Below are 25,490 nucleotides of genomic sequence, written 5' to 3'. Positions count from 1 at the left end.
GTTCCTTTCCTTTTTTGTTAGGCAGGACTGCAAGGCTGCATCCTGCCTAATCTAAAGTTTACAAGACTCGTTCTCTATTTGTTTGATTGACAATATGTTTGATCAGCTTTGCATTTTGAGCTGCACATTCTTTATGTTTGAACATATCAGCATGCCGGCCATAGCCTTGGTATTGGGTAAAAGATCCGGCCGTTGCCTGTGTCCACTCTTCCATCCAGTCCGGGATCGCTATTTGTTCTTCAGATTGGATGAACGTAATATCTGCCTGTATTTTGCCTTGATTCACCCCCTTAACAAACGTTTCATAGTAGGCGCGCGTCTTTTGGGCAAGCGCTTCTTGAACGATCTCCCCTTGAGCAAGTTCGCTTTGTTTCGTTTGATGAACAATCGCTTCAATATCATCATCAATGGATCGCCCTTCTAAATCACTTTCTCCAATTTTCTTATAGGAATCGATCATGATGACTTTCTCGACTGTCCGTCCTCCTTGTTCAAGCGCTTGAACAAGCTCAAAGGCGAGGTAACATCCGCCTGAGTACCCCATCAACGTCAGCGGCCCTTTTGGCTGAAGGTGCTGAATATGCTGAACGTACTGTGCCATTCGGTTATTCGTTTCAATAAAATCAAAGGCGATCAACCGGACATCATCAAGCGTTTTTGCTGCTTCCTGATAGATAAAGCCGTAGCCTGGTAACGGCGGAAGAGCAAAGACTGTTGATGTTTGAGATTCATTGAATACAAGATAGCCAGCGGTTTCCCCGTCCTGATGCTGAATATAATGACTAAGCGCTTCAATCGTCGGGGTCTCAAACAACAAATGGATCGGCACCTGAACCTCAAACTCTTTTGATACTTTGGACAAAAGAGACATCGCTTTTAAAGAATGTCCGCCAAGCTCAAAGAAATGGTCATCTGTGCTAATATCCTCTCGTTCAAGTACTTCCCGCCACATCACCAACAGCTTTTGTTCCACTTCATTTGCGGGCAGTTTCACACGACGGTTTCCTTGCGGCGCCTCTGGTTTTGGTAGCTGGCGTTTATCAACCTTCCCGTTTGGCGTAAGTGGGAGGTTCTCCAGTTCAATCAGCTCATGAGGCAGCATATAAGCTGGAAGACGCTCTTTCAGCCTTGATTTGATATCATCGAGTTTGCCTTTCCATGCATCATCACACGTGATGTAGGCAAGCAGCCTTGTATGATTGGTTTCATCATGATCCGCTAGGAGTACAGCTTGTTTTACACCTGGGTGCATGAGAAGGTTGGCTTCAATTTCTGTCAGTTCAATACGGTGTCCTCGAATTTTTACCTGATCATCAACTCTGCCTGCATACTCAATCAGACCGTCTTCTCGAAAGTAAGCTAAATCCCCTGTACGATACAGGCGCTCACCCGAAGCGAAAGGATGAGGAATAAACACTTGTTTTGTCAGATCAGGACGATTCAAATATCCTTTTGCCAGTCCTTTGCCGCTCAGACAAAGCTCTCCAACCATTCCAATCGGCTGAAGCTGCCTGTGCTCACTCAATATATAAGCGCCCGTCTGGTTGAGCGGCTTCCCAATTGGAATAGAATGTGACTCTAAAGGGATCGCTTCATCTATCGGATAATACGTGGCAAAAACCGTTGATTCGGTCGGGCCGTATACATTCAACAATCTGCCTTTTCCCATCACATCAAAGGCTTTTCTCACATGCTGAACCGATGCCCTCTCTCCCCCAAACAGCACCTTACGCACACCGCGCATCCAATCTGTTCCTTCATCAACGAGAAGATGGAATAAAGCGGTTGGAACAAACATGACAGAAATATGCTCACCTTTTATCAGCTCAGTGAGCTTCTCCATATCTAAAATGGTTTCTTTTTGCGGCAGGACAAGCTTTGCTCCGTTTAAAAGCGCACCATATACATCAAATGTAAAGCCATCAAATACACTATTTGATAACGACAGCAATGTATCTGTTTCTAAAATAGTTAAGTAATTCGTATTTTTGACCACCCGGGCAATATTGGAATGGGTCGTCATGATGCCTTTTGGCTGTCCGGTTGTTCCTGATGTATACATGATGTATGCCGTATCATCTAAACCAGCTTCAAGTGGCAGATTCTCTGAGCTCATCAGTAAAATTTCTTGGTCATCTGCAAAAAGATACGTGCCATCAAATGCGAGTGACCTCGTCTGACTGATAAAGGATGAATGAGTCAGAAGATGCGTCGCTCCGCTGTCTTTCAGCATATATTGGATACGGCTTTCTGGATAATCTGGATCAATCGACACATAGGTGGCACCTGCTTTTAAGACAGCGAGTAAGCTGACAATGAGTTCAGGTGTCCGCTCTGCTAAAATGGCGGTCACCGTTTGATGATTGACCCCATTTTTTTGCAAATGCCTTGCCAGTCGATTGGCTTGTTCGTTCAGCTCCGCATATGTCATCGTGTGATCACCTGCTGATAATGCCACTGCATTCGGCTGTTTTCGGACATTATGTTCAAACCACTTTGTCAAATAAAGCTGATCATGCTCCAGCTCAGGTGCATTCCATTCCTCTAACATTCGCTGCTTTTCCTGCTTAGTCACAAGTGTCAGTGTATGAACTGACTGATCTGGATGTTTGATGGTCCCTTTGATCAAAAGGGTCAGCTGATCCTTTAATTTATGGACAAATGCAGGATCAAATGCACGCTGATTAAAGGCCAGCTTCAGCTGCAATCGTTCCCCAGGTGATGCAAGTAAATTGAGATCATAGTTCGATTTTTCATAGACATTCATGTCTTCTACTGTAAAGCCAAGCAGTGACTCCTGCTCGTCTTTCTTTGCAGCAGGGACATTCTCAAACACCACAATATGATCAATGAGCTGCTGCTGACCTGCTTTAGCCTGAATATCATAAATCGGGATATATTGGTGCGGTTCAGCCGCTAAAGACTGCTGCTGCGTTTCTGATAATAGAGAACGGAACGTCATTTGGTCTGTCAGCTGAATTCGTCTTGGAATGACATTGATGAACAATCCCACCATCCGGTCCACACCAGCCAAATCTGCCGGACGTCCTGACACAACCGTTCCAAACAACACATCGTTTGAGCGCTGATACCTGCTTAGTAAGATAGACCAAACCGATTGAAGCGCACTGCTTAACGTGGCATTCTGCTGCAAGGCTAACTCTGATAAAGCAGCTGTTTCTTCTTTACTCATGGCCCATTCGATTTCGCCTAATTCATGCTCATTTGTTTGCTTTCGTTGTTCTTTAAAAGTCGATTGCCCCTCAAAGCCCGCCAAAGATTGCGTCCAATATTCAAGTGAGGCTTGTTTATCTTGTTTTTCCAGCCATTGAATATATTCTTTATATGGCTTGACTGGCTCCAGCCTGTAAGGGATGTCATGCAAAAGTGCATGATAAATCGCAAACAATTCCTGTACAACTAGGCCAAAACACCAGCCATCTAGAAGGATATGGTGATAGCTCCATATCCAGCGATAGCTTGAAGGACCCGTTTGAAAAACAGAGGCCCGCATGAGCAGATCCTTCGAGAGATCAAATCCTCTTAGCTGATCCTTTTGTTTAAAACGATCGATACGTTCAAGCTGTTCACTTTCAGAAAGATCCTGTATGTCCACAATATCAAGCTGGAAAGGTCGATTCTTTAATACAACTTGGACAGGACGCTTCACTTTTTCGTGGAGGAACACGGTACGAAAAATATCGTACCGTTCCACGATGATATTCATGCTTTTCTCAAGAAGATCAGACCGAAGTGTCCCCTTCACGTTCATATCCATTTGTTCTACATAAAAGCCTTTTTCTTGATGATGGAGGGTATGAAACAGCATTCCTTCTTGCATCGGTGACAGATAGTACATATCTTGAACTTGATCCCTTTTAAATTGACTCATCTATTTCATTCCTCCTTTCCTTCTTCATGACTGATCTAGTGGTGTTAGGTCAATTTCTCCTCTAGCATGTCAAAGATATCGTCCATTTCATCCATTTCAAGGTCTGCAGCCGAGAAGTCACTTGGCGTAAATTCTCGCTCTTGATGCGCTAAGCAATGGGTGATGATGGATCTGATTTTCTCCTTCAACAATGCGATGAACTGCTGTATCGTTTGTTCTTCATATTCACTTGCACAATATGAGCACGACAGAATGAATTGATTGTGCTGAACAAGACCGCTGAGGTTCAGCTTATAAACAGCTTCTGATTCAGGGCTTGCTTGACGGCCCATATCATAGGTTGAAGGTCCAAAGAGTTCTGTCGTCACTTCCTGATCTATCTGCCCGAGATAGTTCAAGCTGATTTCAGGCTGCACGTGTTTGACTGACGGTTCGGATGGTGTCATGTATCTTAAAATACCGTAACCAATCCCTTTATTCGGTACACGCCGTAGCATCTCTTTCGTTCCTTTGATAGCGTCTGCAATGGTCTGATTCGGTTTCGCTTCAAGAACGACTGGATACATGCTCGTAAACCAGCCAACTGTGCGGGATATATCTAATCCTGATAAAATATCCTCTCTTCCATGACCTTCAAGCTGTACATGTACATGAGATTGTCCTGTCCATTCCTGAACGGCCAGCCCGAGCGCACATAGAAGAATATCATTCATTTCTGTTGTGTACGGAAGATGGATATTCGTTAACAGATGCTCGGTTTCTGCTTCTGTCAGCTGCATTTTGACCGCTTTCGTATCCGCGACTTTTCTTTCTTTTACTTCATGGTCAACAGGTAAAGTCGTAAACGGTCTATTTTCAATCGCCGCCCAATACTCCTTCTGGTTTTTTAGCAGCTGCGACTGCGCGTATCGTTCAACCGCTTCTGCCCATTCTTTGAAAGAGTGCGTTTTTGGCGGCAGAACCATCGTTTCTCCTTTTTCTGCCTGATGATAAAGAGACATAAAGTCTTCTAGTAAAATCCGGCAAGAAACGCCGTCAATCACAAGATGATGGGTGATGATGAGTAAGTGATCACCGTTTTCTGTATGGAAACAAATCACTTTCATCAATGGACCTTTTTCAAGATTCAGTTGACGCTGATACTCATTGGCGTATGTTGAAATCGCCTGTTTCACATCTTGCGCTTTTGAAACATCACAAGAAATAATTGAAAATGGTTCTGATAGCTCCCGCTGATTGTATTGCAGAATGTCATCATGCTCCTGTCTGAACACCATGCGCAGTGCATCATGATGTGAGAGTAGTCTTTGCAGAACTTGTTCTGTGACAGCCAAGTCAAACCCTTTTGGCGCATGAAGCATCATTGATAGATTCCAGTGGTGCTGGTGATCAAAGTTACGCTCAAAGAACCAGCGCTGAATCGGTGTTAAAATGACTTCCCCTTCCACAGGTGATTGATCAGCTGTGAGAATATCCGCTTCTTCGATATATGGGCGAAGCTCCGCAATCGTTGGGTATTGGAAAAGCAGTTTCATATCGAGCTTCCAGCCTTCTTGCGTGAGTCTGCTTGCCATTTGGATGCCTTTAATCGAATCTCCGCCAAGGAAGAAGAAATGGTCGTGAATACCAACTTGGCTGACGCCAAGCACATCTTCCCAAATGCCGCAAAGCAGTGCTTCCACTTCATCTCTTGGCGCTTCGTATGCTGTTTGATTCGCTTCCATATCAGGTGCTGGCAGTGCTTTGAGATCCACTTTGCCATTTGCCGTCATCGGCAGTTGGTCTAGCTTGATGATCCATGATGGCACCATATAGTCAGGCAAGGTGCGCTTTAAGCTTCCTTTCAGCGTATCCGTTTCTTTATCTGTGATGATGTAAGCGACAAGAGCGTCTTGATCACTTGCGTCTTTGACCGTTGTCACGACGGCTTCTTTCACTTCATTTAGCGCAAGGAGCTGGGCTTCAATTTCTGATAGCTCAATCCGGAATCCGCGGATGTTCACTTGATGGTCTTTTCTACCGAGATAGATCAGCTCGCCATCCTCTGTCCATTTCACCAAGTCGCCTGTACGGTACATGCGCTCTCCAGGATAAAACGGATCCGGGACAAACCGTTTGTCCGTTTCCTCTGGGAGATTCCAGTAGCCTCTTGCCAGTCCTTTCCCCGCAATTACGAGCTCACCCGGTACGCCTTGCGGCGAGAGGTCATATAACGAACCCATAATGTAAAAACGAGTATTGGCAATCGCTGTTCCGATAGGAAGCGTGCCTTGATCTGGATCAATGATCCCACTTGTCGCCACGACCGTATTTTCTGTTGGGCCGTAGTTATTGACGAGTTTGTATGGAACGGGCTTCACCTGCTTTAACTTGTCCCCGCCTGTCAGTAAGTAACGGAGAGAATGATTGTCCATCGACATAAACTGCTCACATAGCTGTGTTGGCAGGAACGCAATGGTGATGCCTTCGTCATTGAAATACGTATTGAGCTTGATCATATCGAGGCGAATCGCTTCGTCGATGATATGGAGCTCTGCGCCCGCCATCCACGTCGGGAACATCTCCCAAATGGAGGCATCAAAGCCAAAGCCGGCATATTTGGCGGTTCGGTCTTGTTTCGTCACCTGGAAAGCATCATTGTGCCAAAAAGCAAGATTGACAAGAGACTGATGCTCGACCATGACACCCTTCGGCTGTCCAGTCGTTCCAGATGTGTAAATCATATAAGCGAGATCCATTGGTTTGATAGGAACATGAATCTCGTGTGCTTCTCCTTCTACTGCCTCTTCTATGAAGAGGGTATGACCTGTGAATAAAGGTGGTGCAGTGAGCCCATTCTGAATCAGAAGGACCTCTGCCCCGCAATCTTCCAGCATATAAGCAATGCGCTGCGCTGGATAATCGGCATCAATCGGCACAAATGCCGCACCTGCCTTGAGAACTCCGAGAACAGCGGCTGTCATCTCAAGCGATGGACGTGTGAGAATGCCGATGCGGTCTCCCGGTTTTGTGCCGCTGGAAATGAGTCTTGCGGCGACTGTATTCGCCCGGTTGTTCAGTTCTTCATACGTCCAGCTTGTGCCGCAGAAGGCGGCGGCTTTTTGATGAGGTACTTCCTGTGACTTCGCCTCAATCAATGCATGAACCGTTTGATCTGTCGGGACATTTAGGACAGGTCCTGACCAATCATCAAGCAGATGTCGCTCTTCTTCTTTTGTTAAGATGGAGATGGTCGAGATCGACTGATTCAATTTCGCAAGCATTTCGTCTATGATTCGCTCAAAATATTGACTCCATCGCTGAATGGTACTCTTTTTAAATAATGCCGCTGCATATTCAAAGCGCAAGCCCACTTGATCTTGTTCCTCAAAGACACCGAGCGTTAAATCAAATTTTGCCTGAACGGCTTCTTGCTGTTTGTGCGAAAGCGTAAGTCCATTCAATTCCGGTAACGTCAGATCACGCTCATCCGTTGTCATCATGACACTAAACAACGGGTTGCGGCTCGTGTCTTTCGGAAGGTCTAACTGCGCGACCAAATCCTCAAATGGGAATCCTTGATGTTCATAAGCTGATAGATTGTGATCTCTTATTTTTTCTAGCAGATGCTCTGCAGTTTCTTCTAACTGAACGTCATGTCGAAGGGCCAGTGTATTCACAAACATGCCCGGAATCCGTTCGATTGACGCATGTGTACGTCCAGCCGTTACAGCCCCTATGACGATGTCATGCTGTCCAGTCAATTTATGAAGGAGAATGGCAAAGGCCGTTTGCATCACCATGTTCAAACTCACATTTTTTTCAGCCATGAGCGCTTTGATATGCTGCGCCTTTTCAGCAGACAGCCATCTATCAACCCGGTCTCCTGCAAATGACTGCACGCTAGGCCGCGGGAAATCAAGCGGAAGTGCTAAGTCTTCTGGCGGCTGTGCATATTGCTCCAGCCAATACTGCCGCTGTTTTTCAAGTGCTGCTTGCTGCTCTTCCTCTTGCTGCCATACCGCATAATCCTTGTAGTGCAACTGAACTGGCGGTAACGTCTTATGCTCATACAACTCCGCTAATTCTTGAATAAGCAGACTGCGTGTCACTCCGTCTGCGATGATATGGTGCATATCCATCATGAACACATATTTGTCATCAGACAGCTTTGCCACTTTAGCTCTCATTAGAGGTGCTTGATGTAATGAGAATGGTGTCATGAAGTTGTCTACGACGGATTGTACCTGATCGCTTTCTACTTCAACCATCTGTAACGTAAACGGCACACGGCGATAGATTTTTTGGACGGGACTGCCATCAATTTCAACAAAGGCTGTCCGCAATGACTCATGTCTATCAATTAAAGCTTGAATCGCTCCTTCTAGCTGCTTCAGATCAAGGTTTCCTTCCATCATGAAAACGGCTGGCATATGGTAGGTGACGGATTCTGGATGCAGCTGCTGTAATACGTACATTCGCTTTTGTGCGGAAGAGACTGGATAGAAATCTTGCTTTTCCGCTGGCTGAATGGATGTGACGAGCGAAGCATCAGCTTCTTCCAAATAGGCAGCTATCGCCCGTATCGTTGGCTTTTCAAAAAGAACCTTGAGTGGAACATGCTGATTCAGTTTGGCTTGCATTTTCGAAATGAGCACCATGCCTTTCAAAGAATGCCCGCCTAATTCAAAGAAATGGTCATCAATGCCGACTTTTTCAATCTCAAGAACATCTGACCACATATCACAAAGCGTCTGCTCAAGCTCCGTTTCTGGTGCTGCATGTGCTGTGCGGTTCATATGTGCCTCATGAGGAAGCGGCAGAGATTTTGCATCTACTTTTCCGTTTTGTGTCAGCGGCATATGATCCACTTTGACAAAATAAGTAGGAATCATGTAATCCGGTAGTGTCTCTGAAAGCTTTTCTCTAAATGTCAGCGTTCCAATGTGATCAGGTGCTGTATAATATAACGCCAGCTCCGGTAAACGAGACGTGTTGATCACCTTGACATACACTTTTTGAATGGTTGGAAGGGCACGTGCGGCATGCTCAATTTCTTGTTTCTCAATTCGATAACCGCGAATTTTCACTTGATCGTCTACTCTTCCAAGGAATTCAATCTCCCCATTAGCATGCTGTCTAACCAAATCTCCCGTTCGATACATCCGTTCTTGAGGGAAATAAGGATTTTCAAGAAAACGCTCCGCTGTTAATTCAGGCTGATTCAAATAACCTTTTGAAACACCATCACCTGAAATGTAGAGCTCACCCGGTGCGCCATAAGGAACAAGACGCTGCTCGCGATTGCATACGAGCGCTCTTGTATGAGCAATAGGCTTTCCGATGATAGAACGCTCCTTTAAAGCGTCCAGCTCATGCGGTGTCATTAGCTTGCTCACTGTACCAATCGTTGTTTCTGTCGGACCGTAATGGTTCATCACTGCCACGCATGGATGCTGCTTCATAAATGTCTCAACATCTTCAGAGACAATCGGTTCTCCTCCTAATACCACAAGCCGTAAAGCGTCAAATGTATGACCCTTCGAATCTGCCATCATATGAAATAAGGATGGTGTCATTTTGATATAAGTCAGCTCTTGTTCATCAATAAAACGCATGAGACGTACAGGGTCTGTATACACGTCTTCACGAGGAATATAGAGTGTCCCGCCTGCTTTTAGAACCGGGAAAATGCTTGTGTAACCAAGGTCGTATGCATAAGAAGACAGGAGTGCCGTTCGATCGCATTCTTGTAAAGTCACTTCATGTGTCAACCAATTGACGTAGTGTGATAGATTACGATGCGTGAGCTGTACACCCTTAGGCTTCCCTGTTGTTCCAGATGTGTAAATCACATAAGCCAGTTGATCAACCGATACGTCTGGCAGGTCTAGAGAATCGTTTCGTTGGACGGCTTTCTCCACATGTACGACCTGAATCGACTTGAGATGCTGATACGAATCGCCAAGAGACTCATTTGCCACGATGACTTTTGCCCCTGAATCTTTTAATGTGTAACGAATACGTTCCGCAGGAAAAGCTGGATCAATTGGTACAAATGCACCGCCTGCTTTCATTACACCTAGCATGGAGACAATGACATAGACAGAGCGATCAAGAATAAGTGCGACTGTGCTTTCTTTCTCTACGCCTTGCATCTTCAGCTCACTGCAAAGAGCATTGGACATGTGATCTAGTTCACGGTAGGTCAGCTTCCTTTCACCATCCATCACCGCAATGGTATCAGGCGTTTCCATGGCTTGACGTGAAAATTGCACATGGTACGGCTCATGTTGACCTGTTTGTTCTCCATCCCTTTTCTCCAGCCGCTCCATTTGCTCATGCTGATCCAAGAGGTTGAACAAGCCAATTTGTTCATTCGGATGCTGGACCGCCTCACGAATAATCGCAAGAAGATGTGTTCCGAACCGGCGGATGGTTTCCTCTTTAAATAATGCCGTTGCATAGTCTAGGCTTAGTTTTATTTCTCCCTCACGTTCAAATGCTTCTAGAGACAGATCAAATTTGACGGATCGGTGCTGCATTGCATAAGGCGAAATGTTCAGATCGCCGAGCTTTAGTGCAGGAACATCCATGTTCTGCATATTAAACGAAACACTAAAGAGTGGGCTTCGGGTTGTATCACGATCAAGCGGTAGACGCGCGATTAACTCTTCGAGCGGATAGCTTTGATGTGCAAAAGCATCTACACTCGTTTCTTTTATTTCTTCAAGCAGCTGTAAAAATGACTTTGTTTGTTCCGGTTTCCCGCGCATCGCAATGGTATTGATGAACATCCCCGGCATGTCCTGAATATCTGGATGTGTTCGCCCCGCAACAGGAGATCCGACAATGATATCTTCCTGTCCGCTGTAGGATGCGAGCAGCACTTGAAATGCAGATAACAAGAACATGTACAGTGTCGTATCTGTTTTCTTGAGCAGCTCATGAATACGCTGAGTTGTCGCTTGATCACAGCCAAACATCACCCGTTCTCCAGAAAAATCACGTTCCACTGGACGCGGGTAGTCTGTCGGCAAATCTAAAACCGGTACATCTCCTTCGAATTGCTTCAGCCAATACGCTTCATGCACACGCTGTTTCTCTGATTCTTCTTCACTTAACTGCCAGACAGCGTAATCTTTATAATGAATGGCTCTTTCTGCAAGTACCTCTCCATCATAGGCTTTCGCCAAATCCTGAATGAACGTCTTCATGGAGCTGCCATCGGTAATCAGGTGATGTGCTTCCAGAACTAAAAGATGACGGTCGTCACTCACTTTGAGCAGCTGTGCCCGCAGGAGGGGAGCGGATGTCAAATCAAATGGCGCCTGACGTTCAGCAAGAAATGCCTCGGCCTCTTCTTCCTTTACATCATGGATGGGGAGGTCAAATGCCGCTCGTTCATGTACCCTTTGGACGATGTTCTCGCCTTTCATATGAAAACTCGTTCTTAAGATTTCATGCGTTTGAATCAATTCATCAAATGCTGAGGTGAGCCTCTGATGATCGAGCGTACCTTCAAGCGTTAAGACGATCGGAATATGATAGTTCGTACTCTTAGGTTCAAGTGTTTGTAAAATGTATAAGCGCCGCTGAGCTGGTGACACTGGGTAGTCTTCCGCCTTCACTGCGGGTAAGATCGGATGTCCTTGTTCTTCTTGACCGTCCTGGTCAATGTATGACGCAAGTGATCGAACCGTTGGCTTTTCGAATATCACTTGAATCGGAACTTCCTTTTGGAACACTTCTTGGATTTTGGCTGACATCATCATTGCTTTGAGTGAATGTCCGCCAGTCATGAAGAAATGCTCATCTATTCCCACCGCTTTCCCAAGCAGTTCCTCCCAAATTTGAGCAAGCGCCTTTTCCGTCTCGGTTTCAGGTGGAATGATCCTGATTTTTTCACGATCAGCTTCGTCAGGTGTTGGTAAAGCTTTTCGATCGACCTTTCCGTTTGCGGTAAGCGGAAAAGCATCTAGCTTCATGACGTGATGAGGTACCATATATGCTGGCAGTGCTTGATTAAATAGAGCCCGCACTTCTTCTTCCGTGATCGTTCCCGTATAGTAAGCAGTCATTTCTTTTTCATCTGAAGGAGACTCATGGATGAGCACAACCGCATCATCGATCCCCGTCTCTTGTTGAAGAATCGTTTCAATTTCACCGAGCTCAATACGGAAACCACGAATTTTCACTTGATCATCTGTCCGTCCGAGGAATTCGATTTGACCATTTGAACCGTACCTAGCCAAATCTCCTGTTCGATACAAACGCCCTTCTGCCTTGAAAGGATCAGCGATAAATGCTTGCTTTGTTAATTCTGGACGATGGAGATATCCTCTTGAGACACCGTCTCCGCCAACATACAGCTCTCCTGGCGCGCCAATTGGCTGAAGTCTTTGATTGTCATCTAAAATGTAAGCGGACGAATGATTGATCGGCTGACCAATTGGAATCGTGCCCGTTTCATCCCCTCTCACCTCATAAATGGTCGAGATGGTGGTGTTTTCTGTGGGACCATACGCATTCAGTAAAACAAGTGATGGATGTTTTTTCTTCACAAGCTCTGCACTTTTCACATTGATCACATCACCGCCTGTGATCAATTTGGACAGTCCTTTAAACATATGCGGCCGCTGCTGAGCGAGTTGATTAAACAAACCAGTTGTTAAAAAGAGCGCCGAGATTTGATTCGTTTGGATAAAGCGTTCAAACCGGTTGATGTCCAATAACGTGTCACGGTCAACAGGATAAAGCGTTGCACCGTTCAGCAGTGTGGTGAAAATTTCAAAAGTAATGGCATCAAAGCTGACTGCTCCTGTATGTGCCATACGATCCGACTTGTTCAAGCCCAGTGTCTCCTGAGAACATGCCAATCTGACAATATGCTGATGCTCAATTTGAACACCTTTTGGCTGGCCGGTTGATCCCGACGTGTACATGATATACGCCAATTGCGAAGGAGAGGTCTCGACTTCGAATGGTCCGTTGGAATGATTCGATATGTCCGACACACGAACGGCTTGGATACTTTCATGAACTGGCGGCTGGCTGTCCGCATAGAGCAAAACGGATGCGCCGCTGTCTTCAAGCATAAAGCGGATTCTCTCCTCTGGCTGGGCTGGATCAATTGGTACATAAGCAGCCCCTGCTTGAAGAATCGCTAAAATGGCGATCACTGCTTCAGCAGATCGATTCATATACACTGCGACAGCATCTTCTTGTTTCACTCCGCTATCAATCAAATATCCCGCAACACGATGGATTTCTTGGCCGAGTTCTTCATAGGTGAATGCCCGCTCTCCTTCGACTAACGCCAGATGGTCTGGCTGCGTTTGAATGCATTCTTTAAGAAGCTCAGGAATAGACAGATGCTTTGGATAATCTCGTTCTGTCTTGTTCCATGCTTCAATCTGCTGTTTTTCTTCTTCGGTGATACACGTCACGTCATGAAGGCGAACTTCCGGATTCTCGATGATCTGCTTCATGAGGTTGGTCAGGTGTTTCGATATTTTTTCAATGACCTCTTCTTCAAAAGCCACCGCATTGTATTTGATTTTCAATGTCCATGTTTCACCTGGATATACGAGGACATTTAAATCGAAATTCGTTTGTTCAAATCCGTCTTTTACATCAATGGAAAACCCTAGACGTTCCGACATGGTGTCACCAGATAGCTCTTGATCTAAAGGATAGTTCTCAAACCCGACCAAGTGATCGAAGAGTTGTCCTCCTGCAGCTGTCTGTTGCTGAATATCATAAAGCGGCATAAAATCATAGTTTTCCGCTTCCAGCGCATGCTGCTGAACTTTTTGAAACAGCTGTTTGAAAGTGTCTTCCTGATTCATTTCTACCCTGACCGGTATTGTATTGATAAAAAGCCCTGCCATCTGTTCTATCCCAGCCACACTTGGCGGCCTGCCAGATACGACTGTTCCGAAAGTGACATCATGTGCCGCATGGTAAGTGCCTAAAAGAACCGACCAAACAGCCTGGAATAGATTCGGTGCTGTCACTTGGCAATTCCTTGCGATCTCTTGAATGGTGCTGACCATTTCAGCATCCCATGTGAACGTCCATTCCTGATGGTCATATTGTCCGTTCGCTTCTTTTTGCTGCAAAAGCCCTTGATGCTGAATCGCACCATCTAAGCGATCCTTCCAATAGCCTTCCGCTGCTTGTTGATTTTGCTTGCCAAGCCACTGAATATAATCTGCATAAGGTTTTCCTTGTGAGCGATCCGGCGTTTTGCCGTTCCGATAAGATTCGTAGTAATGAAACAATTTTTTCATCAAAACTCCCATGGACCAACCATCCATGATGATGTGATGGTTGCTCCAAATGAGATGCCAGTTTGTTTCATTCAGTTGAAAAACAGCGACCTTCAATAACAAATCATTCGTTAAATGGAAGCCTTGCTTTCTCACTTGCTTTTTATATTGATCTAGTACCTTTTGCTGTTCCTGATGGTTCAGGTGAGATAGATTCTCTCTATACACATCTAGATTGCGCTCTGCCAGTACAACCTGACGCGGCTTCTGTAATTGCTGATAGACAAAGGCTGTACGGAGAATGTCATATGTGCCGATGAGCTCATTGAGACTTTTTTCAAAAAGATCGAGATCAAACTCCCCTCTTATTCCAAGCTCCAGCTGTGTGAAATAAGAGGACGAATTAGGGTCTAGCATGGCATGATATAACATGCCTTCTTGCATTGGTGTTAAAGGATATACCTTTTGAATCTTCTGTTTGCTCATAGTCCACCTCTTCGTTTGCTTAAAATATATCCATTAGCTTTTCAAGTTCATCCATGGTCAGGTCATCGTCTCCTACATCACTAGGCGTAATTTGCGCTTCATCTTGTGATACACAATGTGAGATGAGTGCCTTCACGTTCTTTTCTAAAAGGTCCTTGAACTGTTCCATCGTTTGCTCTTCAAATTCAAGCTGGTGATAGGATATCGTCATATGGAACATGCCCTGTTCTACGAAACCAACAATATCTAATGCATGAGGTTTCTCTGATTCTGGACTTAATGATTGACCTGCCTGCCAAGTGGATCGACTTAGTTCACCCCCGCCAATCTGTTCATCAAACTGACCAAGATAGTTAAAGCTGATATCTGGAGTGACATCAAATGCGAGACCGTCCTTCATTTTGTCAGGCGTTAAGTATTTTAAAACGCCATAGCCGATTCCCTTGTTCGGAATGTGTCTGAGCTCTTCTTTCAAAAGCTTGATTTGATATGAAAGATCCTCCGCATGCGACAAATCAAGCAGCACAGGATACATGCTCGTAAACCAGCCGATGGTCCGCGACACATTGACCGCCGGAAGGATGTCTTCCCTTCCATGTCCTTCAAGGTGAATAAAGTGTCTGTCTTCTCCTGTCCACTCTTTCAGGGTCAATCCTAAAGCGGTTAGCAAAATGTCGTTGATTTCCGTGTGGTACGCCTCATGTACTTCTGTCAGTAGGCTGCGTGTTTCTTCCTCAGACAGCGTAAAGCGAATGGTTTTTGTATGCAGCATTCTTTGATCCTCTGTGACATGATCCTTTTGCAGAGGTGCAGTTAAATGCCCAAGTACCTTTTTCCAATAGTCCCTTTCTGCCAGCAGCTCATCTGACACTGCGTATTCCGTCAACTTCTGGGCATACGCTTGGAATGAATGTGTTTTTTCAGGAAGTGTCAGCTCCTCCCCGCGCTTCGCCTGCTCATAAAGAGCCATGAAGTCTTCAAGGAAAATACGCCATGACACACCATCAATGACAAGGTGATGTACAACGAGCAATAAGTGATCTCCATGATCCGTACGGAAAATCGCAGGTTTTACTAATGGTCCCTCTGTTAAAGAAATACTCGCCTGCACTTCATTTGCTAGCTTTTCTACCTGCTGGATTTGCTGTGATCGTTCTCCTTGTACTTCTATCACGTCCACCGCTACATCATTTTCATCTACTCCACGATGACGCTGGATGATGCGTCCTTCTTCTATCGGATAAACCAATCGCAAAGCATCATGATGGGTCATCATCTGCTCGAGCACTTGTTTGACAAGCGCTTCATCCAAACCATTTGCGGCATGGAGCATAACGGACTGATTCCAATGATGTTGGCTGCTGAAGTTCCGTTCAAAGAACCAGCGCTGTATCGGTGTTAAAATAACCTCTCCTTCGACAGCTGACTGATCGGCTGTGAGAAGGTCCGCTTCTTCGATATATGGGCGAAGCTCCGCAATCGTTGGATATTGGAAAAGCAGTTTCATATCGAGCTTCCAGCCTTCTTGCGTGAGTCTGCTTGCCATTTGGATGCCTTTAATCGAATCTCCGCCAAGGAAGAAGAAATGGTCGTGAATACCAACTTGGCTGACGCCAAGCACATCTTCCCAAATGCCGCAAAGCAGTGCTTCCACTTCATCTCTTGGCGCTTCGTATGCTGTTTGATTCGCTTCCATATCAGGTGCTGGCAGTGCTTTGAGATCCACTTTGCCATTTGCCGTCATCGGCAGTTGGTCTAGCTTGATGATCCATGATGGCACCATATAGTCAGGCAAGGTGCGCTTTAAGCTTCCTTTCAGCGTATCCGTTTCTTTATCTGTGATGATGTAAGCGACAAGAGCGTCTTGATCACTTGCGTCTTTGACCGTTGTCACGACGGCTTCTTTCACTTCATTTAGCGCAAGGAGCTGGGCTTCAATTTCTGATAGCTCAATCCGGAATCCGCGGATGTTCACTTGATGGTCTTTTCTACCGAGGTAGATCAGCTCGCCATCCTCTGTCCATTTCACCAAGTCGCCTGTACGGTACATGCGCTCTCCAGGATAAAACGGATCTGGGACAAACCGTTTGTCCGTTTCCTCTGGGAGATTCCAGTAACCTCTTGCCAGTCCTTTCCCCGCAATCACGAGCTCACCCGGTACGCCTTGCGGCGAGAGGTCATATAACGAACCCAAAATGTAAAAACGAGTATTGGCAATCGCTGTTCCGATAGGAAGCGTGCCTTGATCTGGATCAATGATCCCGCTTGTCGCCACGACCGTATTTTCTGTTGGGCCGTAGTTATTGACAAGTGTATATGGAACAGGCTTCACCTGTTTTAGCTTGTCCCCACCTGTCAGTAAGTAACGGAGAGAATGATTGTCCATCGACATAAACTGCTCACACAGCTGTGTTGGCAGGAACGCAATGGTAATGCCTTCGTCATTAAAATACGTATTGAGCTTGATCATATCGAGGCGAATCGCTTCGTCGATGATATGGAGCTCTGCGCCGGCCATCCACGTCGGGAACATCTCCCAAATGGAGGCATCAAAGCCAAAGCCGGCATATTTAGCGGTTCGGTCTTGTTTCGTCACCTGGAAAGCATCATTGTGCCAAAAAGCAAGATTGACAAGAGACTGATGCTCGACCATGACACCCTTCGGCTGTCCAGTCGTTCCAGATGTGTAAATCATATAAGCGAGATCCGTTGGTTTGATAGGAACCTGAATCTCGTGTGCTTCTCCTTCTACTGCCTCTTCTATGAAGAGGGTATGACCTGTGAAAGAAGGTGGTGCAGTGAGCTCTTTCTGAATCAGAAGGACCTCTGCCCCGCTATCTTCCAGCATGTAGGCAATGCGCTGCGCTGGATAATCGGCATCAATCGGCACAAATGCCGCACCTGCCTTGAGAACTCCGAGAACAACGGCTGTCATCTCGAGCGATGGACGTGTGAGAATGCCGATGCGGTCTCCCGGTTTTGTGCCGCTGGACATAAGTCTTGCGGCGACTGTATTCGCCCGGTTGTTCAGTTCTTCATACGTCCAGCTTGTGCCGCAGAAAGTTGCGGCTTTTTGATCAGGTACTTCCTGTGACTTCGCCTCAATCAATGCATGAACCGTTTGATCTGTCGGGACATTTAGATAAGGGCCCGACCAATCATCAAGCAGTTTTTGCTGCTGCGCTGGTGATAATAATTGCATCTGATCTAATAATTGATCTGGTGCTGACACCATTTGTTCGATCAAGTAAAGGAAATACTCCTTCCACTTCTCAATCGACGACCGTTCAAAGATAGAAGAATTAAAATCAAACACAAGCTCGATTTGCTCGTCAGATTCGTTTCCAGTTAAGGTTAAGTCAAATTTCGCTATGTTCTCATTGAACGGCTGAGGAATGATATCAAGTCCATCCATCGACAGGTCACGAATATCTGCATTTTCCATCGAGAACACCACATCAAAGATTGGATGGCGGCTTGTGTCGCGAACCGTTTGTACTTGGTCCACCAATTCTTCAAATGGGTAAAGCTGGTGTTCATTTGCCGCTAACACAAGCTCATGAACTGTTGACGCAAATTGAGAAAATGTCTGATGTCCTTCTGGTTTTGTTCTGAGTGCCAGCGTATTCACAAACATGCCGATGACTGATTGAATATCAGGATGGGTTCTGCCCACCACTGGAGAACCGATCATGATGTCTTCTTGTCTCGAAAGCTTACTTAAAAGCGTACTGTAGCAAGCAAGCAGCACTGTATAAGTTGTACTGTTGAGTGTTCTAACCAACTCATCCAATTGCGCTTTAAGCGCACCGTCTATAGAGAATTCGACGCGGCCCCCTTCAAACGTCTGAACCTTTGGTCTCGGGAGATCCTCAGGCAGCGCCAAAACAGGCAGTTCTCCTTGTAATTGTTCCAACCAAAACGCCGCTTCAGCCTCTTTTTGTGCAAGAAATTTTTCACTTGTTGACCAAACCGCATAATCCTTATATTGAATAGGCAATTCATCAAGTTCGTCTCCTCGATACAAGACCGAAAGCTCATCAATTAAAATACCGACAGACGCACCATCTGAAATGATGTGGTGCATATCAATCAACAAATAATGAACACTCTCCGATTCAGACACAAGCCCCACTCTGAGCAGCGGCGCTTTTCCTAAATCAAATGGACGGATAAAATCATTCATTAATTGCTGAATGTCTCGGCCATCCCCTTCGATGTTTTCAATGTTCACAGAAACATTCGTTTCAATTCGCTGAACAGGTTCACCCTGAACGAAGTCAAAGCTCGTACGGAATGCTTCATGACGATGAACAAGCTGGTCAATGGCTTTTTTAAATCGTTTCTCATCAAATACACCTTCAAGCTTTAAAGCAGCTGGCATATGATAGCTCTGCTCGGCATCTGTCATTTTTTGCAGAACAAACAATCTTTTCTGAGCAGATGTCACAGGATAAAAAACCGCTTCTTCCGCTTTTTCCACTCGTCTGATTTCAGTTCGATCTGTTTGATCCACCGCATGCGCAAACGCCTCTAAAGTGGGTGATTCAAATAATGTTTTCAAAGGACATTCCACATGCATCTCTTCATAGAGCCTGTTCAGCATTTTCATGCCGCGCAGTGAATGACCACCGCATTCAAAGAAATGATCATGTCTGCCGATTTTCGGCACTTCAAGAACTTCCTCCCAAATGTGTGCCAATATACGCTCTGTATCTGATTGAGGAGGGACGTATTCATTTGCCGCCTGCTCACTTACATCAGGTACAGGTAATGCCCGTCTGTCTACCTTGCCATTCCCCGTTAGTGGTAGCTCGTCTAATTGCATGAAGAAAGCTGGCATCATATAAACAGGGAGTTCTCGTCCTGCTTGCTCACGTAAATCCGACAGCGGAACAGCACCTTCTGCTGTGAAATATGCACACAATGTATCATTTGATATCGCAATGACAACGGCTTCCTTCACTTGCGGATGCTGCAATAGCTGGTGTTCAATTTCGCCAAGCTCGATACGCTGACCTCGAATCTTGACTTGGTGATCGATTCGCCCAATGAATTCAATATCTCCATTTGACAGCCATCGTGCGAGATCGCCCGTTTTGTACATGACTTCACCAGATCGGAAAGGATTTTCAACAAACTTTTCGCTCGTTAGTTCTGGCTGTTGATAATACCCCTTGACCAGTCCGTCACCTGCAACACAAAGCTCTCCAGCTACTCCCGGCGGCTGCACATGTCCAAACTCATCGACAATATAAACAGCCGTTTGACTCACCGGCTTTCCGATCGGAATCGATAGTGCTTGTTCTTCAATGTGATTCACCGGATAATACGTTGTGAAAATCGTGCTTTCAGAAGGTCCATACATATGAATGAGTTTGTCTTCTCCAACCGTTTCAAGGGCTGCCACAACATGCGGCACAGAAGCACGTTCCCCGCCAAACAGCACTTTTCTGACGTTTTTCAGGCTGCCTTTTTTCATATCAATCAATAAGTGAAATAGAGCGGTCGTGATCATTAAAATACTGACTTTTTCCTTCTCAATCGCGCCAGAAAGCTCATTCATATTTAAAATCTGATCCTTTGGCAAAACAATGAGTTTCGCTCCGTTCAATAAAGCACCAAACACATCAAACATAAATGCATCGAATACATAGTTTGAAAGGCTCATCACCGTGTCTTCATGATGAATGGTGAGATAATTCGACTGCTTCACTGTTCTCAAAATGTTCCGGTGCGTCACCATGTTCCCTTTAGGTTTGCCTGTCGTACCAGATGTGTAGGTCAAATTTGCCAAGTCCAAAGGCGAAACACATACAACTGGATTGCTCTCTGACTGCTGATCAACGGCTTGATCTTCTGTTTCTATGATTTTCCCTTCAAACGCAGTAAGCACAGAACGATGACGCAGCACCTGATGGGTCAGGACAAACTGTGCACCACTATCTGTCAAAAAGTGCTTGATGCGCTCATCAGGGAAGTCAGGATCAATTGGCACATAGACACCGCCAGCCTTTAGCACAGCTAAAACCGACAGCGCCATCTCATTGGAACGTTCAAAGAATAAAGCCGCTTTCATCCCTTTTTCAAAACCATGTTCGTGTAAATAATGAGCTAGCTGGTTCACTCTGCGATTCAGCTCTTGATAAGAAAGAACCTCATCTTTATATTGCAAAGCAGGCTGGTGACCATGCTGCTGTACTTGTGATTCAAATTGCGTCACAATGGTTTCTTCCGCAGGATAAGGCGTAGGTAACGGGTTCCACATCTTCAATTGAGCCGCTGCCTCTTGTTCAGACAGTAAGCGGTATGATTGAATCGCTTGCTCCGGCACTTCGACCATCTGCTCCAGAAGATAAACATAATGCTTGAGCATCTGCTCGGCAGTACTTCGTTTAAATAACGCCGTACTGTAATCGAGAACAAAGGAAAGACCATGACTTGACTCCGTCGCTTGAAGTGTGAGATCAAACTTCGCAATATGGAAATTGGTTTCCTCGACTTCGACTTTCATCTCTCCAATATGCTGGGTTGTTGAATGATCTGGCGTCAGAGTAAAGACCGTATCAAACAATGGATGGCGGCTAAAATCTCTTTGCACATTTAGCTTTTCAAGCAGCCGCTCGAATGGATATTGCTGATGCTCAAACGCCCTCATCGTCTTTTCCTTTACTTGCTCAATCAACTGTGTCATTGAACCGTTCGGATCTACCTCTGAACGTAAAGCAAGTGTTTGGACAAACATGCCGATCATGTCATTCAAATCTGCATGCACCCGGCCTGCTGTTGGCGTCCCCACCACAAACTCCTTTTGACCTGTGTATTTCGCAAGCAATGTATAGTAAGCAGAAAGCAACACGGTATACAGCGTCGTATGATGATTCGCTGCAAGTTCCTGCAAACGGCCTGTTAACGTCTCATCGATGTTTCTGAGAACGCGATCTCCAGCGAAAGACTGGACAGCCGGACGCTGATAATCCGTTAGCAGCTGCAAAGCAGGGATATCTCCTGAAAATTCTTTCAGCCAGAATGCTTCATCTATTTGACCGCCTTGCTCTGCCTGTTGTTCTTGCCAAACAGCATAATCTTGATATTGAAGCTTCAATGGCGCTTTCACTAATCCCTCATATGCGTCAGACAACTCACGCAGCATCAAATCAATTGAAAGACCATCTGAAATCAGATGATGCATATCGAAATAGAGAAGATGCTCCTGATCATGTAAAGACTGTAGCCCAACACGCAAAAGCGGAGCCTGCTCAAGATAAAAAGGTCGGACAAATTGACGCATGTTCTCTTCCATCGTGCTGCCTGTCACCTGTTCTATTTGAAATGGAACGGATGAAGCTACCCGCTGACGAGGGACTCCTTTGACTGTATGAAAAGAAGTGCGCAGCATATCATGACGTGCGATCAGTTTTTCAAAAGCTCCCTCCAATTTCTCCCGTTGCAGCGTTCCTCTTAATTTCACAACGGCAGGCATATGATAGGCGATGCTCTGCTCCAGCTGAGTCACCATATAAACACGCTGCTGCGCTGGTGACAGTGGATAATCGGCGGCAGTCGGTGCTTTCGGTATGACCACTTGTGAAGACTTTTCCGCTTGTTCAATATAAACAGCAAGTGCTGCAATTGTTTGCTGTTCAAATAAAACCGATAAAGGGACCTCCACTTGAAAAGCCCGCTGAACGAGTGTAAGAACTTTCATCGCTTTGAGTGAATGCCCGCCTAGGTCAAAGAATGAGTCGTACACACCTATGTTCTCTTGATGAAGAACGTCTTCCCACAAACGAACAAGCTTCGTTTCTACATCGTTTCTAGGCGCTACATAAACAGCACTGACAGCCTTGTCCCCTTTTAATGCAGCAAGCGCACGCCGGTCGACTTTCCCGCTAACTGTCAGTGGAAATGCCTCAAGCTGCTTGAAATAAAGCGGCATCATATAAGCTGGCAGCTGATGTTTGATAGCGGCTTGCAGGGTGTCCACGGAAAGAAATTCTTGTCGTGCTTGATAGTAAGCACTTAAAGCCTTTCCACCGTCCGGTTCATCCACGACAAGCACGACAGCCCGATCGACTCCGTCTACCTGCTCCATGACTGCCTCAATTTCACCTGTTTCGATGCGGTAACCTCTTATTTTTACTTGGTCATCTATTCTTCCAAGGTAATCAATTGTGCCGTCTGGAAGCCATCTCACTACATCACCTGTGCGATACATCCGGTCTTCAGGAAAAAATGGATCTGGTCTGAATGCCTTCTCCGTCAATTCAGGCTGATTCACATAGCCCCGTCCCACTCCTATTCCCGCAATGCATAGTTCTCCCACAGCTCCCTGCACCTGTAGTTGTTCATGTTCATTTAAAATATAAATCCGATGATGACCCAGTGGCTTTCCAATTGACACATAGCGCTGTTCTGGTGACTTCTGCAGCTCACTGAGATCTAGACGGTGAACCGCCGCATCCACACACGTTTCTGTCGGACCATACACATTCCACAAGGCAAAATCGGGCTGGCTGACACGCACAGCTTCAATCAGCGCCTGCGCTGCTTTCGCAGGGAGTGCTTCTCCCCCAATCAGCATGTGAGTCAGTGCAAGCCCATCCAAATCCGCTGCAAGTAAAAGCTGCACATGTGCTGGCGTTCCATCTGTTGCTTCAATTTGTTGTTCTTTGTAATAAGCCGCTAGCTGTACACCGTTTCGTGTCATTTCTCTTGGCACAATATGAAGCGTATGTCCAAATAAAAGAGCAACAAAGATTTGTTTAACAGATGCATCGAAATGGAATGGTGCAAGAAGCGCCACTTGAAGCTGATTTGCCCCCTCATACACTTCGTGATGCAGGGCATGAACCAAATGATGCAGCTGAAGATGCTCGATCATCACTCCCTTCGGCTTTCCAGTCGTACCCGATGTATAAATGAGATAAGCCAAATCCTGTGATGTCGTCTGATCGATCAGCTCAGGCAGCGGACGATCTTCTAATTCCATATGCTGCTGGACAACCATTTTTTCGGCAATGGATGAATATTGCTGAACAAACGATTCTTCTGTTAAAACGATAGAAGCACCAGAATCTTCTACAATAAATTGAATGCGTTCCTCAGGTAATGCCGGATCGATCGGTACATATGCACCGCCAGCTTTTAATATCCCAAAAATGGCAACCATCGCATCTGCCGTCCGTTCCATTAAAACGGCAACTGGTACATCACGCGAGACACCTTTCATCTGTAAAAATCGTGCCAGTTTGTCCGCTTTTTGATACAGCTCTCCATAAGTGAACGTTCCATTTTCCGCTACCACAGCTGCCCGTTCTGAATACTTTTTAGCTACCTCATCAAATAAGTGGTGAACTGGTTTCGCTCCTGGTAAATCAAATGCTTCTCCCTTAGATAATTGAAGCAGCTGCTTTTGTTCATCTGCTGGCAGTAAAGAGAGAGCCCCAATCAGCTGATCTGGCTGAGAGACTGCCGCCTCCAGCAAAATCATCAATCGATCAAACAGCTTACTCATATCGTCTTCACTAAATAGATCTGTACGGTAATCCAAATCAATGGTCAATGTATCTGTATCCCAGCGGTCTTTCACATGAATCGATATATCATTCATTCCGCTTCCACTAAAAATCGGCTCCGTAATGAACGAAAGATTCTCTTTTTTCTGCCACTGCATGACCTGATACTCTAAAGAAATATCAAACAGGCGTCCTGTAAATCCATCTCTTTCCCTTAAATCATTCATGAGCACATTGTAAGGATATTTTTGATGACGCAAGATCTTCATCTGATCCGCCATGACCTGCTTCACGAAATCAAGAAACGTGAGGGATCCTTGCACAGATGCGCGCATCGGAATGGTCGACACAAACATCCCAATCATCTTTTTTTCCTTTGCATTTGTCCGATTGCCCATAAAGGTTCCAAGGACCACATCCTCCATGCCGCTAAATCGGTGCAAGTAAATATAGACAGCGGACATAAACATAGAAAGCATACTGACTTTCTCTTTTTCACAAAAAACGCGAAGCTTCTCCTTTAAAGCATCTGGAATATCCCCTGAAAATCTCTCCGCATGTAAACTCATCTCGTAACCTTTATGCGGTGTTAAAGAAGCGAAATCTGGAATATTGGCAAATTGCTCGTTCCAAAAAGCTTGGTCTTTCTGAAAACGTTTAGAAGATTCATACGTTTGCTCACTCATGATGTGATCAACGAAGGAAATGTCTTCAATTGGGGAGATGTCTGTCCCCTGCAGCATGTCATGGTATAGATCAATGATTCGGTTTCCCATCAAGATAATTGAAATACCATCAGCCACAATATGATGTGCTTTACAGAACAGCCAGCACTCTTGATCACTGATTTGAAAGACCGTAAATTCGATTAAGGAACGGTCAATCAGTTCCATCGGCTCACGAATCTCCTCGTTCGCCCACGCCCTGACTTCCTTTTCACTCCATCCTTTCACCAAACGAATCGGCTGTTTTTCATATGGCTTGATATATTGAACGGGCTCCTCCTGCTCATGTTGATACACCAGCCTTAAACGAAGAGAATCAGTTTCACGAATGTACGCTTGAAGCACATCAACGATCAAAGAAGGATTTAGACCTGATACCGATCTTAACTTGGCAAACCCACCCAAATTAGAAATACTTGTGCCTGGATAAAATCTTTCCGTGTAGAATACTCGCTTTTGCGCATGTGTTAAGGGGTAATAAACTGTACTCATTCTTATCCTCCGCTCTTCTATGTTTTCTCCACCAAATGTGATACCCTGCACCCTCTATATCAAAAGAACCAAGTCTATTTCATTAAAATAGACGAATAACAGAAAAGGAGCCCACCCCGAATAA

General features: G+C 45.4%; 3 protein-coding genes. All 3 read right to left on the bottom strand.

From position 1 onward, the window contains the following. Window positions 1-58 precede the first annotated feature (58 nt). Genes AC0VYC_RS02010 through AC0VYC_RS02000 form a run of 3 tightly spaced genes read right to left on the bottom strand, consistent with a single transcriptional unit; the run spans window position 59 to window position 25,366 of the window. Window positions 59-3,892, bottom strand: coding sequence for a non-ribosomal peptide synthetase (locus tag AC0VYC_RS02010; RefSeq protein WP_475389299.1), 3,834 nt, complete (start codon window positions 3,890-3,892; stop codon window positions 59-61). Window positions 3,893-3,936: 44 nt separating this feature from the next. Then, the gene (locus AC0VYC_RS02005) at window positions 3,937-14,631 is read right to left on the bottom strand and encodes a non-ribosomal peptide synthetase (RefSeq protein WP_475389297.1); all 10,695 of its coding nucleotides are present in this window, start codon (window positions 14,629-14,631) and stop codon (window positions 3,937-3,939) included. Between the two features lie 19 nt (window positions 14,632-14,650). After that, complete coding sequence (locus AC0VYC_RS02000) at window positions 14,651-25,366, bottom strand: non-ribosomal peptide synthetase (protein ID WP_475389295.1); 10,716 nt, start codon at window positions 25,364-25,366, stop codon at window positions 14,651-14,653. Window positions 25,367-25,490: the final 124 nt, after the last annotated feature.

The organism is Bacillus sp. iso_77, from assembly GCF_056173625.1.
This window is presented reverse-complemented; position numbering and strand designations above follow the sequence as displayed.